Here is a 14,930-nt window from a genome sequence, read left to right as displayed (position 1 = left end):
GACGAGCCCCGCGCCCCCGACGGACAGCTCGCATGCCGCGGGAACCCCGACCACGGCCGTCGGTACGACCACCGCGGCGCCACCGCCCTCGGCAAAGGCGACCCCGCCGGCGACGTCCACCACGGCACCGTCGGCAGGACGCATCCAGCCCGAGACCACCTACAAGGGCGTCGCCACCGCCTACGCCGCCGGCGACGGCAACGGCGCCTGCCTGTTCGGCCCGAGCGACGACCTCATGATCGCGGCGATGAACACCACCGACTACGAGTCGTCCAGGGCGTGCGGCGCTTACGTGCGCGTCCGCGCCGCGAGCGGCGCCTCGATCACCGTCCGGATCACCAACGAATGCCCACTGCCCTGCGCACCCGGACAACTGGACCTCAGCGAACAGGCCTTCGCGAAACTGGCCGATCCCAAGGTCGGCCGTATCCCGATCACCTGGAGCCTGCTGAGCCCCCACTCGTCCGGCACGATCTCCATCCGGTACAAGACCGGGTCCAGCCCCCACTGGTGCGGCATCCAGGTGATCGACCACCGGAATCCGGTCGCACGGCTGGAGGTACGCACCACCAAGGGCTGGCGGAGACTGCCTCGTACCGACTACAACCACTTCCTCTCCGCCGACGGCAGCGGGTGCGGCGGCGCGATGAGGATCACCGACATCTACGGAGAGCAGCTGACGGTCGACGGGACCGCGCTGCTGCCGAACGTCGCACAACCGACCCGGGTCCAGTTCGCCCGGCACTGAACCACACCGCGGCCGGGTGGCGGATCCGGGGTGGGGCGCATCGGAGCGCCTTGGATCGACCGGCACTGGTACGCTGCCGCCCGGATGTTAACGCACACATTTGCGGAGGGGGGCGACCGACGGACATGGTCCTCGATGACGCGTCCGCGGAGTTCCACGACTTCTTCGAACGCCACTACGCCGAACTCGCCCGGCTCGCCCATCTCCTGACGGGCGAGGCGGACGGTGCCGACGATCTGGCCGCGGACGCCCTGATCGCACTGTGGCAGCGCTGGGACCGGCTGCGCCAGGCCGAGTACCCACTCGCCTACGCCCGTGGCGTGGTCGCCAACATGGCACGGTCACGGATCCGCAGCGCGGTGCGCGAGCGCCGCCGGATCGCCCTGTTCTGGACCCGCGGTGCGGACCCGTTGGACGGTCCGGACGTGGCCGCCGTGGTGGACGTGCGTACTGCTCTCGCCCGGTTGCCGTTCCGGAAGCGGGCCTGCGTGGTCCTGCGGCACGCCTTCGACCTGTCGGAGAAGGACACTGCTCTGGCGCTCGGAATATCGGTCGGTACGGTGAAGAGCCAGACCTCGAAGGGGATGGCAGAACTGGAACGGACGCTGGGCAGCACAGGAGCAGCCGAGGAACTGTTGGCGGGGAGGAGGAGCCGTTGAACGAGGAACTCACCAGGCGGCTGGGCGCAGCCGCCGAGGCTCACCAGCCCGACCGCGCCCGGATCCTGGCACGCGTGGAACGCGGCATGTCCGGCGCCCCCGCCGGCCACCGCGAGTCGTCAGGCGCGAGGCCCTGGCCCAGGGTCGCGCTCGTCTCCCTCGCCACGGCGGGCGTTCTGGCGGTCGGTGGTTTCGCCGTAGCCACCATCGTCCAGTCCCCTCCGGCCCGGCCGGACGTCTCGACCACCCCCGCCGCGCCGTCCGCGACCGGGACTCCCCACTCGACGCCGTCGGCGGCGCCCACCACCGGTGGCCCGGCCGCGCCGGACCACTCGCCCTCGACGAGCCCCAGTCCTGCGGCGTCAGGCGGCACGGGCTCGGCTCGGCCCGGCAGCGCGCACGTCCAGGACGGGCCTCTGTGGTCGGCCGGCTCCTTGGGCGCGAACAGCAACACCTACTGGGCGCAGAGCAACATCACCCTCCAGACCACCCAGCCGCTCACCGCACTCACCGTGGAACTGCGCATCACGCAGACCGGCGGAGTGCAGAGCACCGGCAGCTGGCGGACGCTGCCCGCCGACGACTTCACCGTCACCGTGCAGCAGGAGGCCGGAGCAGTGGTCTACCGCTGGATTCTCAAGCCGGGCCGCACGGTCCCGGCCGGACAGCATGTCTTCGCCGGCCAGTACAACCACGCCGCCGGCGCCCGGGAGGCCAAGCACGACGGCTACCGGGTCGACGCCAGCGGTCCCCGCGGCGCCCTCTCGGTCTGGGGCGGCTTCACCCCGACACGATGAGGGCGTGCCCGTAGCCTGGTCGAAGCCACCCCGAACTGGGGCGCGTTCGTCCAGATGTCCGGCGCATATGAACGGCAGGTCGGTGCGCTGGAACGTCCTGCCCTGGTCGGTGGAACGGAGGATCGCGCCGTTGCCCGCCCGGTCGTTGGTTTAGGTGCCGCTCGCGAGGTACAGGCGGTTCGGGTCGACCGGGTCGGTCGCCAGGCTCTCGATCCCCAGCAGGTTCCAGTCGGCTCCGCCGATCCAGTCGGTCAAGGAGGTCCACCGCGCGGCGGTCGCGTCCCAGCGGCAGGCGCGGCCGATGTCGGTCCGGCCGCCAGAGATCCAGGCACCGTCGGCGCATGCAGCCGGATCCCAGTCCGCCAGAGGAAATCAGCCGATTCCGCGTCCCGCCGAGCCGGAGGCGGTAGCCGCCAAGCGGGCCAACCATGCCGGGGGCGCCCATTGGTGACCGGCCGACGATGTGGATGAAACTTTCGGCTTCGCTGTGGATGGGGCGCTTCACTCGGCATTTCGGGTCGGCGGCCGACGGCAGGTAATCCTCCGGCAGTGTGCGGACGGCTGGCGGATGAGGTCGTACAGGTGCGTGTCGGGATGTCTTGGCCCGACCTTCCCGTCAGCAGGCGGGCGGAGCTCACTGACACGCGGGCGACTGCTTCCGAGCGGTCCTCGGCGGCGCCCCGTGGTCCAGGACCGCGCGTCGCTCGGATCGTCGGCCCTCTGGGCGTGGTACGACTGTGTCCGTGGGGGATTTGCGCATGGATGTGGTCACACGGGGCTTTGTTCGGGAGAGCTGTCGAAGGTGTGGAGCGGCGGTCCCCGCGAGGCTTCCGGTCCGTCTTCCGGAGCGAGGGCAGGGGCAGTGAGGAATCGAGCGGTCCCGGCGTCCGTCCTGGCGGGGGTCGGGTCGTACGTGCCGCCGCGCAGGGTGGCCAACGAGGAGATGGCGGAGCGCCTGGGGCGGTCGCCCGACTGGATCTTCCAGCGCTCCGGCATCCGGTTCCGGCACGTCGTGGAGCCGGGCACCACCAGCGGAGACTTGGCCGTCGCGGCCGGCCGCGAGGCCCTCTCCCGGGCGGCGGTCGGTGACGTCGCGGCCGTGGTCGTCGCCACCACGACACCGGACAGGCCGTGTCCCGGCACCGCCCCGAGCGTCGCCTCGCGCCTGGGGATGACCGGGGCGGCCGCACTGGACGTCCAGGCCGTGTGCGCCGGTTTCGTCTACGGCCTGGGGGTCGGCCAGGGCCTGATCGCCGCAGGCACGGCCGACAGCGTCCTGGTCGTCGGCACGGACACGCTCTCGCTGAACGTCGACCCGGCCGACCCCACGAGCATGCTCTTCGGCGACGGTGCCGGTGCCGTCGTCCTGCGCTCGGGCCACCACGAGGAACTCGGCGCCCTCGGAACCTGCGTCCTCGGCAGCGACGGCGACGGCCGCGACCTGATCACCGTACGGGGCGGGGGGTCCGAGGAACGTTCGGCGGCCGGTGGCGCCCCGGCGGACCCGTACATGCGCCTGGAGGGGCGAGAGGTGTTCTGGCGGGCCGTGGAGCACATGACCTCCGCCTCACGCGCGGCGCTGGACGCCGCGCGGTGGAAGCCGGAGGAGGCGGACCGGATCGTCGCACACCAGGCGAACGCGAGGATCCTGGCCGTGCTCGCACAGCGGCTGGGCGTCGCGGCGGACCGCGTGCTGTCCGACATCGAGCGGGTCGGCAACACCTCGGCCGCCTCGATCCCGATCCTGCTCGACCGCGCCGACCGCGCGGGAGACCTCGAACCCGGACACCGGGTTCTGCTCACGGCCTTCGGCGGCGGCCTCGCCTGGGGCGCCACCACCCTCGTGTGGCCGTGTCTCGCACGCCCGCACTGACTCGTCCCGCTCGTTTCGGAGGAATGGCATGTACGACACCCTGGTCGCCATCCTGACCGGCAGGTTCCAGGTACGGCCCGAGCTGGTGACCCCCGAGGCCACCCCGCCGGCTCTCGGACTGGACTCGCTGTTCGTGGTGGAGCTCTCCTTCGTCCTGGAGGAGGAGACCGGACTGAAGATCGGCTTCGACGAGATCTCGGAAGCGGACACCATCGCCGAGATCGCACGGCTGATGCAGGACGAGCAAAACAGGCAGGGCAGGCAGGACGCGTCGGTCTGAGACCCGCCGGCCGTACCGCGAGAGGCGTCAGCGGCGGGCTGCGCCCCGGGGGCGCCGGAACAATAGGGCGTGCACCGTGAAACGCGATCCGTCGAACTCCGCCCGGCCCTCCGCCTGCAGTTCCTTCAGACGGGTCTGCAGGGTCTCCCTGTGCTCGGCGTACGCCAGCAGCGGGATGTCCATCTCGAAGACCTCCAGCGTCTCGGCCTCGTAGCCGCGCGAGGTGAGTTCCGCGACGGTCCGGGGAATGTCGGCGAGGGAGGAGTGCGCCATGAGCAGGGAGCCGCCCGGCGCCAGAAGCGCGTCCACGCGGTCAACGACGGCGTCGTACACCGCGCGGCCGCCCCTCCCGGCGACGAGGGCCGTCTCCAGTCCGTCCGCCCTGGCGTAGCTGGGATCGTGGGGGAGGTGCGGCGGGTTGGTGATCACCAGGTCGAACCGCTCGTCCGGTGCGTACTCCTCCAGCGGCGAGGTGACGCACGTCAGCCGTGTGCGGTCGAGACCGTTGGCCGTCACATTGGCCACGGTCTGGGCGACGGAGGCGGGGTTGATGTCCAGGGCGGTCACCCGCTCGGCACCGGCCGCGAGCAGGGCGACGCTGTAGAGGCCGGAACCGGAGCCGATGTCCAGGGCGTTGACTCCCTCCAGTACGGGAGCGCCGGTGCCGTCGAGCGCGCTGAGCAGGCTCAGCCCGCAGTCGGTCGGGAACAGGACCTCCGAGGGGTCCTCCACCATGAGCCGCAGACGCGTGCCGCGGAACTCGAAGATGCCGCACGAGGGCCGGACCTCCCACAGCGAACCGCTCTCGCCGGCGGGCAGGACACGGCGTCGTGTCGGCGTGCGGTCGGGAGCACTGATCATCGGAAAGGAACCTTTCGGAGGGGAGGCGCGGAGGAGGGGACCACGGGGTTCGCCGAAACCGGCGCGTGTCCGGTCCGGCCGGTCACTCGGCGAGGGCGGACAGCACGATGCGTACGGAGTCGTCGGCGATGCGCCGCGCACGCGACTCCGTAATCAGGCCCTCGACATAGCCGAAGTTCCACGCGAGCCGGCCGTGCACGGTGGTGGCCGTCGCTACGACGGCACCCATCACCGAGACGCCCGTGAGGAACTGGGCGCCGTCGATCTGCCAGGAGCCGGCCCGTTCGGGAAAGTCGTAACGGCCGACGTTGGAGAGGCACAGGTTGATCGGCCCCTTCTCGTCCATGAACCGCATGAACGACTCGCCGTCCGCCAGCGACCCGGGACCCGCCACGCGCGGCAGGCTGATCGTGGCCAGGTGGTCCTGCCGCTTCCGGCGCCGCACCAGGTCCTGGCTGATGTCCCGGGCCATGGGCCACAGCGACCCGCCCGGCTCGTACCGGACGCGGGTGGGGACTGTGGCCACGTAGGTGCCGGCCTCGTCTGGAAGGACGGGCGGTTCGAGATCGGCGCGGAAGTCGACCGGGGTACCGATCGAGAAGTACGCGGCGGCCGGGGTGTCCGCGTCCCGGGCGACCGCCGACACCATCGCGGCGGCCAGGGCCCCGTGGACCGTGGTGCCGTGCCGTTTGGCGGCCCGCACCAGGTGCTCCAGTTGGTGGGCGGCGAGGGACCGGTGCGTCATCCGGGTGCGCCGCCGCTCGAACGGGACGTGCTCGTCGGGGACGATCCGCTGTGCGGGGCGGGTCAGGGACGCCCGTTCCTCCCGGCGCATCATGGCCCGGAACTCGGCAGCGCCCGCCGCGCCCCGGTGCCGGCGCGGGAGCAGGTCGTCGGTCGCGGGGAGGACCCGCCGCGAAGTGGTCCGCGGCGGCATGCCGCGGTCCAGTCGTGCGGCGATCTCGATCCATTCGCGAACCAGTGACAGGCACGTCTTGCCGTCGGCGACGATGTGCGAGACCGTCAGCAGCAGGTCGTGGACCTCGGCTTCGTCCTCCGTCCCTCCCGACGTGATCACCACCGCGCGCAGCAGTGGTCCGGTGCGCCAGTCCAGGCCCTCCGCGAGTTCGCGGTCGTCGACCTCGTGCTGCCACCGGGTGTCGGCTGCGCGGTCATCCGGTCGTACACGGATGTGCCGGAGCGGGATCTGTCGTCCGTCCAGGGGGACGAAGGCGGGATGTGATCCGGTGCCGTCGTCGGTGATCGCGACGCGCAGCAGGGGGTGCCGTAGCTGCAGGACGTCCAGGGCGCGGCGGTGCAGTGACGGGGACAGACGTCCGTGGACCCGGGCGCCGGCGACGACGTTGAGCGGCGAGGTCTGGTCGGCGATCCAGTACAACCGTTCCAGGGGGCTCAGGTCCCGGCGGACGTCACCCGGTCCGGTGACCCGCCCGCCCGGGTAGGTAAGGGCCAGCGTGGTCTGCCGGACGAGGACGCGGCGGGGCACCAGCCGGAAGTAGGCGTCGCGAAGCAGACGCCGGTGCGGGCGGGCGCCCTGGGTCAGTCTGTTCATGCTGCGGGAGCCGGCCACCATCGCCCGCGCGCGGTCGCGGCGCAGTTCCTCGTAGGCGCGCAGGGCCCGTACCGGGTCGTCGCCCGTCATCGGATCGGCCAGTGCCCGGGCCAGGACGACGGCGTCCTCCATGGCCGTGCCCGCCCCCTGGGCGAGCGTGGTCAGCATGGGGTGGGCGGCGTCGCCGAGGAGGGTGAGGGGCCCCGCGCCCCACCGCTCCAAGAAGGCCCGGTCGCGCGAGGGGACGGTGAGGATGTCCGCCTCGGGGGTGGCCTCGATCACCGCCTGCACCTCGTCGGCCCACCCCTCGTACGCCCGTCGGACGGCGTCCTTGACGCGGTCCGGGGCAGGTGTTGCGGGGGTGGTGCTCATGGCGGCCCACCAGTAGCACCGGCCGTGGCCGATGTCGATGAGGCCGAAGCGCTGTCCGCGCCCCCAGTAGTGGCGTACGGCCCCCTCGGTGAGGCGCGGGTGTTGGAAGGGGACGATGCCGAGCCGGAAGAGGTGGTCGCAGTCCCGCGACTGCTCGGGCCCGACGAGGTGGCGCCGTACGGCCGAGTCGAACCCGTCTGCGCCGACCAGGACGTCCCCGCTCGCCGAACGGCCGTCCGCGAAGCGGACGGTTACCCCCGGGCCCGTGGTGTCGAATCCGGTGGCAGTCGCCCCCAGGTGGACCGGGCAGTCACCGGCGTACGTCAGCAGGGCCTCCTGGAGGTCCGCGCGGCTGAGGCAGAAGCTCTGCGCGCCCGCCCGCTCGCAGGCTTCCCCGAACGGCAGGTCCCTGATGAGCCGGCCGCGCCGGTCCATGATCCTGAACGACTCCACGGCTCGGCCGCGCTTCTCCAGGCCCAGGTCGATGCCGAGGTCCGCGAGGGCGGTGACGGCGTTGCTCATGACCGACAGGCCGGAGCCTGCTTCGCGCAGCTCGGTGGCGCGTTCGTACACCTCGACGTCGACGCCGACGCGCCTGAGCGCGACCGCGCACGTCAGACCGCCGATGCCCGCACCGATGACGAGGACTTTCGCAGGACGTCCCGATGGCATGGCGTCAGCCCACCCCGTGGTCTCGGTAGGATGCGTCGATCAGCTCGGCGAGGGTGCTCGCCAGACGGGCCACGTGCGGCTCTTCCATCATCGTCAGGTGGTCTCCGGGGACTTGGACCGTCCGGATCCGTCCGCCGGTCACGGCGCTCCAGCCGTTGCAGGGGTCCTGGTGGCGGGTGCGGGCGGCGCCGTGCATGGCGGACAGGACGGCGGGCAGCGGCTCGGCGGCCCGGACCAGCGTGAGGTCCTGGTCCTCGTGCGGGGGGCGGTAGGCCAGCGTCGCGTGCCAGTTCGCCCGGTAGACGTCGAACAGGCGGCGGACGACGGACCCGGAGCTGCCGGCCGGCAGGATGCCCCGCTCGCTGGCGACGCGGGCCATGGACGCGAACCTCTCCTCCGGCGAGCCGGGTCCGCCCGGGACGGCCGGAGCGGGTGCCGTGCCCCCGTCGCGCGGCCAGAGCAGCTCGTGGAAGAACCACTCCAGCATGGCCTCGTCGTCGTGGGAGGAGCGTGGTCCCTGGGCCAGGGCGGTGGTGTCCACCACCAGCAGGTTCACCCGCTCGCCCTGCGCCCGCAGCCGGCGGGCGATCTCGAAGGCGACGAAGCCGCCGAAGGACCATCCGCCGATGGTGTAGGGGCCGTGCGGGCACACCCGCCGCAGTGCGGCGATATAGCTGTCCGCGAGGTCCTCCACCGTGCGCAGTGGCGTGGTGCCGGGGTCGGCTCCGGCTGCCTGGAACGCGTACAGCGGCCGATCGGCCGGGAAGTGCCGGGCGAACGCGACGTAGCACAGTACGGTGCCGCCCATCGGGTGGACCATGAACAGCGGCGGGCGGGTGCCCTGCGGGCGAAGCGGTACCAGGGGGTCGAACGCGGCCGTCGCCCCGCCGTCGCGCAGCCATGCCGCGAGTCCGGCGGGCGTGGGCGTTGCGACGAACTCGGCCAGGGGGAGGTGCACCCGGTAGAGCTGTTCGATCCGGACCACCAGCCGCATCGCGGTCAGCGAGGTGCCGCCGAGGTCGAAGAGGCTGTCATGCGTTCCTACCGCGTCCAGGCCCAGGGCGTCCGCCATCATCTCGGCGAGCGTCCGCTCGTATGCGTCGCGCGGACCGGTGTCGCCAGCGCGGCCGGGGGCGGCCAGTGGGGTGCGGCGCAGTGCGGCGTCGTCGCGTTTGCCGCTGGGCGTCAGCGGCCACCGGGAGACCCATTGCAGGTGCGAGGGGACCATGTGGGCGGGCAGGACGGCGCGCAACCCCTCGCGGACGCCGGCCAGGTCCTCGTCCGTGCCCTCGCCGAGGAGGAAGGCGGCGAGGAAGGTCTCGCCGTCCGCCCGATCGCGGGCCACCACCGCGGCGTCGCGCAGGCCGGGGCAGCTGTGCGCCAGGCCGGTGACGGCCAGTTCCACTTCGGCCGGTTCCACGCGGAAGCCCCGTACCTTCACCTGCGCGTCGTCGCGTCCCAGGAAGACGACGTCGCCGCCCGGAAGCACCATGCCGACGTCGCCCGTGTAGTAGAGCCGGTGGTCTCCGTCCGCGAAGGGGTGCGGGAGGAAGCGCTCCTTGGTCAGGTCCGGCCGGCCCTCGTAGCCGTCGGCCAGGAAGTTGCCGCCCAGATAGATGTCGCCCCGTGCCCCGGTCGCCACTGGGCGCATCCGCTTGTCCAGGACGTGCACCTCGGCCCCGTCGACGGCGCGGCCGATCGGCGGCAGCGCGGGGAAGGCCGCGGGGTCCCCGGTCATGGTGAACGCGGTGACCACGTGCGTCTCGGTGGGGCCGTAGTGGTTCTCCAAAACGACCTCCGGGAGCCCGGTGCAGAACGCGCGGATCTCCGGGGTGACGCGCAGCTGCTCGCCGCAGGTGATCACCGCCCGCAGGGCCGGCGGTGAGACGCCCAGTGCCCCTGCGGACTCCGCGAGTTGCTGGAGGGCCACCGGGGGGAGGAAGACCTGCTCGACGCGCTCGCGGTCGAGCAGGCGCAGCAGCATGGGCATGTCGCGCCGCTGCGCGTCGTCGGCCAGGCACAGGGTGCCGCCGGAGCACAGGGTTGAGAAGATCTCCTGGAAGGAGATGTCGAAGCTCAGCGGCGCGAACTGGAGCGTGACGCCGCCGGGGACCGCGCTGGGCGCCGTCGTCTGCCAGGCCACCAGGGCGGCCAGGGTGCGGTGTGGCATGACGACGCCCTTGGGGGTCCCGGTGGAGCCCGAGGTGAACAGGACGTACGCGGTGTCCTCGCCGCCCGGTCCGTCCGCCGCCGGTCCGTCCGGTCCGTCCCGCGTCGGCCCGTCCGGCGCGGGCGCGGCCACCGACTCGGCGGGCAGCAGCAGCGCCGGGTAGCCGGCGAGGTGGGCGTGCGCGGACTCGGCCACGACGCGGAAGGGCCGGGCCTGTTCCACCATGGTGGCCAGCCTGGCGGGCGGATAGCTGACGTCCATCGGGACGACCGCGCATCCGGCGCGCATGACGCCCAGGAGCACCGCCATGGTCAGCGGAGACCGGTTCATGGCGACCCCGATCCGGGCGTTCGCCGGCGCGCCGAGCGCGTGCAGCCGCCCGGCCACGTTCTCCGCGGCCTCGGCCAGCCGGGCGTAGCTCCACCGTTCCCCGCCCGCCACCACGGCGGTCGCGTCCGGGGTTCGGGCCGCCTGTTCGGCGAAGCGGGAGACGACCGTGGGGTGCTCCGCCGGAGGGGCGAGGACGGGACGGGGGGCAAGGAAGGCGAAGTCCGGCGCCGCGTCCGGCTGTTCCACCAAACGGCGCAGGACGCCCAGGTAGCAGTCCGCGTAGAGGTCGCCCTGCTCGGCCGGGAAGGTCTCCCCGTCGCAGTCGACCCGCAGCCACGTGCCGGTGCCGTCCGGCTCGGTGACCGCGTTCACCAGGAGGCGGAAGTCGTTCTCCTCCCAGGTGCGGAACTCGGCGAGGCGCAGATCGGGCAGGTCGAACACCCGGGAAAGCTGGCGGAAGTGGACGTAGTTGAAGGCCGTGTCCACCACGGGGCCGCCGTGGTCCTCCTGGATGGCGCTCAGGGGGTAGTGGCGGTGGGGGTGATCCTCCTGCTCCTGGCGGAAGCTCGCGCGTGCCACCTCCAGCCAGCTGTCCCGTGCGGTGTCCAGGCGTACGGGCACGGTGTTCAGGAAGAGTCCGGCGGTGCGTTCCGCCCCGGCCATTTCAGGTCGGCCGTGGGTGATGAGGCCCGTGGTGACATCACGGGTGCCGGTGAGCGCCGCCAGCGTCAGAACGTGCGCCGCGAAGAGCACGGACTTGACGGGCAGGGCGTGTTCGGCCGCGAGGTTCCGCACCCGCTCGACGAGGGCGGCGGGCAGGTCCATCCGTCGGGAGGCCGGACGGTGTCCGGTGCCGGGCAGGTGAGGCGAGAACGACTCGACCGGCAGGGGCTCGCAGCCGGCCAGCTTCTCGCGCCAGTACCGCCGGGACTCCGGCGAACGCAGGGCGGCCCGCTCCAGTCGCACGTGGGCCGCCGGTGAGGGGGGCGCCGATCCGTCCACGGGGCCGGTGTCCAGGCCGAGGCCGTGGGCGTAGTCCTGGAGCAGCTCCTGGAGCAGGGTGGCGACGCTGCCGCCGTCGAGGAGCGCGTGGTGGAAGCTGAGGACCAGGTCGACCGCCTCGGGACGCACGTGGGCGCGGAACAGGTACAGCGGCGGCCGGTCGAAGACGTACGGGTGGTGGCGGCGTTCCTCGATGTGTGCGCGCACCTCGGTCTCGGCCGCCGTGGCGTCCAGCGGACGCAGGTCGGCGACCTCCAGGCCGCCGCTGGCCCGGGGCAGGACGACCTGCAGCGGTTCGGCGCCGTTCAGGTCGAAGGCCGACCGCAGCACCGGGTGCCGGGTCGTCAGCCGGTCGAAGGCGCGACGGAACTCCTCCTCGCCCCACGGCATCTCCAGGGTGTACCGGAAGACGTCCCGGTACCTGGCGGAGGACTCGTGCCGGCGGCTGTGGTAGAGCAGGCCGAGCTGGAGCCGGGTCAGCGGATGGGCGTCCTCGGCGTCCCGGAGCCGCGCCCGGTCCACGTCGGCCACGAGGGCGAACGGGGCGGGGCCGGCCTCGGCGCCGGACGCGTCGCACTCCTCGGCGTACGGGGCGAGGCCCGCCACCGTCGGGTTCCGCAGGATGTCGGTGAGCGAGAGGCGCAGGCCCCGGGCCTCCGCCCCGGAGCGCACCCTGAGCATGGTGATCGAGTCGCCGCCGAGGGCGAAGTAGTCGTCGTGCACCCCGACCGCGTCGTGGCCCAGGACGTGAGCCCAGACCTCGGCGAGGACCGCCTCGGTGCGGTTGCGCGGCTGCCCGCCTCCGGCGGTACTCGGGGTGTCGTCCGGCGGGGGAAGGGCGCGGCGGTCCGCCTTGCCGCTGGGGGACAGCGGGATCGCGTCGATCCGGGTGAAAGACACCGGAACCATGAACGCCGGCAGCATCCGCCCGAGCCGCTCGCGTAGCAGCGCCGCGTCGATGTCGGTCGCGGTCTCGGCGACGTAGTAGCCGGCCAGGACGGTTCCCCGGTCGGCGGTGGCGCGTCCCACCACGACGGCGTCGCGCACCCCGGGGACGGCGCGCAGGGCGGCCGCCACCTCGCCGGGCTCGACGCGCTGCCCCCGGATCTTGACCTGGTCGTCGGTCCGTCCGAGGTACTCCAGGGTGCCGTCCGCGAGCCACCGGGCCAGGTCCCCGCTGCGGTAGAGGCGGCCGCCCGGCACGAACGGGTCGTCGCCGAACTTCTCGCCGGTCAGCTCCGGGCGGTCGAGGTACCCCCGGGCGACACAGACACCGCCGATGCACAGCTCGCCGGCGACACCGACGGGCTGCGGCAGATCGTCGGCGCCCAGCACGTACAGCCTGGTGTTGTCGATCGGCCGCCCGATGGGGACCCGTGCGACGGCGCGGCCGGGGTCGGGCGGGCAGTCGTAGAACGACACGTCGACCGTCGCCTCGGTCGGGCCGTACAGGTTCACGAGCCGTGTCGGCCGTTCACCACCGTTCTCACGGCGGGACCGGTCGACGAGGCGGTTGAACCGTTCGACCTGCGCCCCGGGCAGGGCCTCGCCGCTGCAGTGGACGTACCGCAGGGACGCGATGTCCCGGCGTGCCTCCGGCGACTCCTCCAGCAGGTCGAGGAACGGGCCGAGCATCGAGGGTACGAAGTGCACGGCGGTGACCCGGTGCTCGCGGACCGACCGGAGCACCTCGCGCGGGTCGCGCTGCCCGCCGGGCGGCAGCAGGGCCACGGTCGCGCCCTCGACGGCCCACCAGAACAGCTCCCACACCGAGACGTCGAAGGAGACCGGCGTCTTCTGCAGAAGCACGTCCCCTTCTGCGAGCGGGTAGCGGCGCTGCATCCACGCGAGGCGGTTGACCACGCTGTGGTGCTCAACCATGACGCCCTTGGGTCGCCCGGTGGAGCCGGAGGTGTAGATGACGTAGGCGAGGTTCCGGGAGGTGGCGACCGGCTCGACCGGGGCCCCGCTGCCGGTCAGCAGGTCGTCGATCTGCCGGACGGGCACGTGCGGAAGAAGGGCGGTGGGCCCGTCAAAGCCCGGGAGAGGGTCGGCGGGCCCGCTATCGACGATCACCAGCTTGGCGCGGCTGTCGCGCAGCAGGAAGTCCACCCGCTCGGCCGGGTGGTCGGGGTCCACGGGCACGTAGGCGCTGCCGGCCTTCAGGATGCCGAGCAGCGCGACCGGCAGCCGCGGCCCCCGCTCCATCATCACCGCGACGCGGTCGTCCGGGCCGACGCCCTCCGCCCGCAGGGCGCGGGCGACGCGGTTGGCCTGCTCGTCGAGTTCGGCGTAGGTCAGCGTTCCGCCGGACGCCGTGACGACGGCGGTCCGTTCCGGTCGGGCGGCGGCCCGGGCCTCGAACAGTCCGTGCAGGGTCGCCCGGTCGGCGTAAGGCACCCGGGGGCCGTGCGCGCGTCCGGCGGTGAGGTCCCGGTGTTCGGCCGGAGTCAGCATGGGGACGTCGCGGAGCGGCCGGTCCAGCAGGTCCACCCCGTGCTCCAGGAGCGTCCTGAGATGGCCGGCCGCGGCGGTGACGGGGAGGTCCTCGGCGAAGACGTCGCGGGCGTAGTCCAGGTCTACGCGGACGTCGGACGTGTCGTCGAAGGCGGAGACCAGAACGCCCAGTGCCGCCTGGTCGTGCGAGGGGGCCATCAGGGCGCTGCGCCGGACGACCCCCGGGACGTCCGGCCGGGACCAGTTCACGGAGGAGAGCGTCACATCGAAGAGCTGCCGCGGGCCCCCGGCCGCCGGGGGCGCCTCGCGCAGGACCTCGCCGAGCGGGAGCCGCTCGTGACGCCGGAGCCGGCGGGTCGTGTCCCGGACCTCGGCGAGGAGTTCCCGGACGGTCAGTCCGCCGGGGGCCGCGATCCGCAGCGGAAGGGTGTTGGCGAACTGGCCGAGGACGTCCCTGTGCCGCTTCGTCGGACGGTTGAGGAAGGGGACGCCGAGCACCGCCTCCCCGCTGCGGTGCAGGCGCGTCAGCCACACGCCGAGCATGGCCGCGACGTAGGTGGAGGGCCAGTGGCCCGCGGCGCGGACGCGATCCACGAGGGCGCCGTCGACGACGAACGAGTGGCGCCCCCGCTCGCGCGGGCCGTCGCCCGTCGTACGGGTGAACAGCGCGGGCGCCACACCGGCGAGGTACTCCCGGTAGAAGGCGCGGTCGCGGTCGCCGCCGGGCCCCGTGAGGTAGGCGGCGTCCTCTTCGACGAACGCCAGGTAGGAGGGGGCTTCCCCGTCGGCCTCCCGCCGGTCGTCCTCCGGGCCGTGGACGTACTCCGGAGCGCGGCCGTACTCCCGGAGGATCTCGTGGCCCAGCCGGTCGAGGGTCCAGCCGTCGGCGACGATGTGGTGCGCCTTGACGTGCAGGTGCGTGACGTCCGCGCCCTCCAGGAGGACCGTTGCCTCGACCAGGGGACCGCCGTCCAGCGGCAGGGCGCGCCCCATCGACGCGCGCATCCACTCGGCGCGGGCGGCGGCAACGCCGTGGAGAAGGCGATGATCGCCGGTGTCGAGAAGGAGGGCGGCACGCCCGACCTGTTCAGCACCGACGGTTTCACCGCGGCCCAGATGATCGTGCGGGCCGTGGA

The 14,930-nt window shown here is 72.9% G+C and carries 8 protein-coding genes and 2 pseudogenes; 6 read left to right on the top strand and 4 right to left on the bottom strand.

Features of this window, described 5'->3' with window-relative positions:
• From ACWGIU_RS10870 to ACWGIU_RS10860, 3 genes are all read left to right on the top strand, one after another.
• Window positions 1-748 (top strand): expansin EXLX1 family cellulose-binding protein (locus ACWGIU_RS10870; RefSeq protein WP_453704454.1); only part of this gene is annotated, 748 nt, incomplete at its 5' end.
• A 125-nt stretch (window positions 749-873) separates the two neighbouring features.
• Window positions 874-1,407 (top strand): SigE family RNA polymerase sigma factor, encoded by a 534-nt coding sequence (locus ACWGIU_RS10865; protein ID WP_453704452.1) that lies wholly within the window; start codon window positions 874-876, stop codon window positions 1,405-1,407.
• Window positions 1,404-2,204: a hypothetical protein gene (locus tag ACWGIU_RS10860; RefSeq protein WP_453704450.1), complete on the top strand. Its 801-nt coding sequence runs from the start codon at window positions 1,404-1,406 to the stop codon at window positions 2,202-2,204. Before ACWGIU_RS10865 ends, ACWGIU_RS10860 begins: the two co-directional genes overlap by 4 nt.
• Window positions 2,205-2,246: 42 nt before the next feature.
• On the opposite strand, the pseudogene ACWGIU_RS10855 reads toward ACWGIU_RS10860, so the two are convergent.
• Window positions 2,247-2,519: pseudogene (locus ACWGIU_RS10855) on the bottom strand (carbohydrate-binding protein); the annotation flags it as partial.
• Window positions 2,520-3,066: 547 nt separating this feature from the next.
• Between ACWGIU_RS10855 and ACWGIU_RS10850 the strand changes: the two are divergent.
• Window positions 3,067-4,077 carry a beta-ketoacyl-ACP synthase 3 gene (locus tag ACWGIU_RS10850; protein WP_453704448.1) on the top strand — a complete coding sequence of 337 codons (1,011 nt, stop codon included), beginning with the start codon at window positions 3,067-3,069 and terminating at the stop codon, window positions 4,075-4,077.
• A gap of 28 nt (window positions 4,078-4,105) precedes the next feature.
• On the top strand, window positions 4,106-4,357 hold the full coding sequence (locus ACWGIU_RS10845) for an acyl carrier protein (RefSeq protein ID WP_453704446.1): 252 nt from the start codon (window positions 4,106-4,108) through the stop codon (window positions 4,355-4,357).
• Between the two features lie 27 nt (window positions 4,358-4,384).
• Here ACWGIU_RS10845 and ACWGIU_RS10840 read toward each other — a convergent pair whose 3' ends face one another.
• The 3 genes from ACWGIU_RS10840 to ACWGIU_RS10830 form a co-directional block, all read right to left on the bottom strand.
• Window positions 4,385-5,218 carry a methyltransferase gene (locus ACWGIU_RS10840; RefSeq protein ID WP_453704444.1) on the bottom strand — a complete coding sequence of 278 codons (834 nt, stop codon included), beginning with the start codon at window positions 5,216-5,218 and terminating at the stop codon, window positions 4,385-4,387.
• 82 nt (window positions 5,219-5,300) lie between these two features.
• Window positions 5,301-7,835 (bottom strand): FAD-dependent monooxygenase, encoded by a 2,535-nt coding sequence (locus ACWGIU_RS10835; protein WP_453704442.1) that lies wholly within the window; start codon window positions 7,833-7,835, stop codon window positions 5,301-5,303.
• Between the two features lie 4 nt (window positions 7,836-7,839).
• The gene (locus ACWGIU_RS10830; RefSeq protein WP_453704441.1) at window positions 7,840-14,799 is read right to left on the bottom strand and encodes an amino acid adenylation domain-containing protein; all 6,960 of its coding nucleotides are present in this window, start codon (window positions 14,797-14,799) and stop codon (window positions 7,840-7,842) included.
• A 6-nt stretch (window positions 14,800-14,805) separates the two neighbouring features.
• Between ACWGIU_RS10830 and ACWGIU_RS10825 the strand changes: the two are divergent.
• Window positions 14,806-14,930: pseudogene (locus ACWGIU_RS10825) on the top strand (amino acid ABC transporter substrate-binding protein); the annotation flags it as partial.

This window comes from Streptomyces sp. NPDC054840 (assembly GCF_053611065.1).
This window is presented reverse-complemented; position numbering and strand designations above follow the sequence as displayed.

What these genes read in the sequence shown, in the direction of transcription:
- ACWGIU_RS10830 (WP_453704441.1), bottom strand. Translation starts at nt 14,799, where the DNA reads ATGCGCGCGTCGATGGGGCGCGCCCTGCCGCTGGACGGCGGTCCCCTG.
- ACWGIU_RS10835 (WP_453704442.1), bottom strand. Translation starts at nt 7,835, where the DNA reads ATGCCATCGGGACGTCCTGCGAAAGTCCTCGTCATCGGTGCGGGCATC.
- ACWGIU_RS10840 (WP_453704444.1), bottom strand. Translation starts at nt 5,218, where the DNA reads ATGATCAGTGCTCCCGACCGCACGCCGACACGACGCCGTGTCCTGCCC.
- ACWGIU_RS10845 (WP_453704446.1), top strand. Translation starts at nt 4,106, where the DNA reads ATGTACGACACCCTGGTCGCCATCCTGACCGGCAGGTTCCAGGTACGG.
- ACWGIU_RS10865 (WP_453704452.1), top strand. Translation starts at nt 874, where the DNA reads ATGGTCCTCGATGACGCGTCCGCGGAGTTCCACGACTTCTTCGAACGC.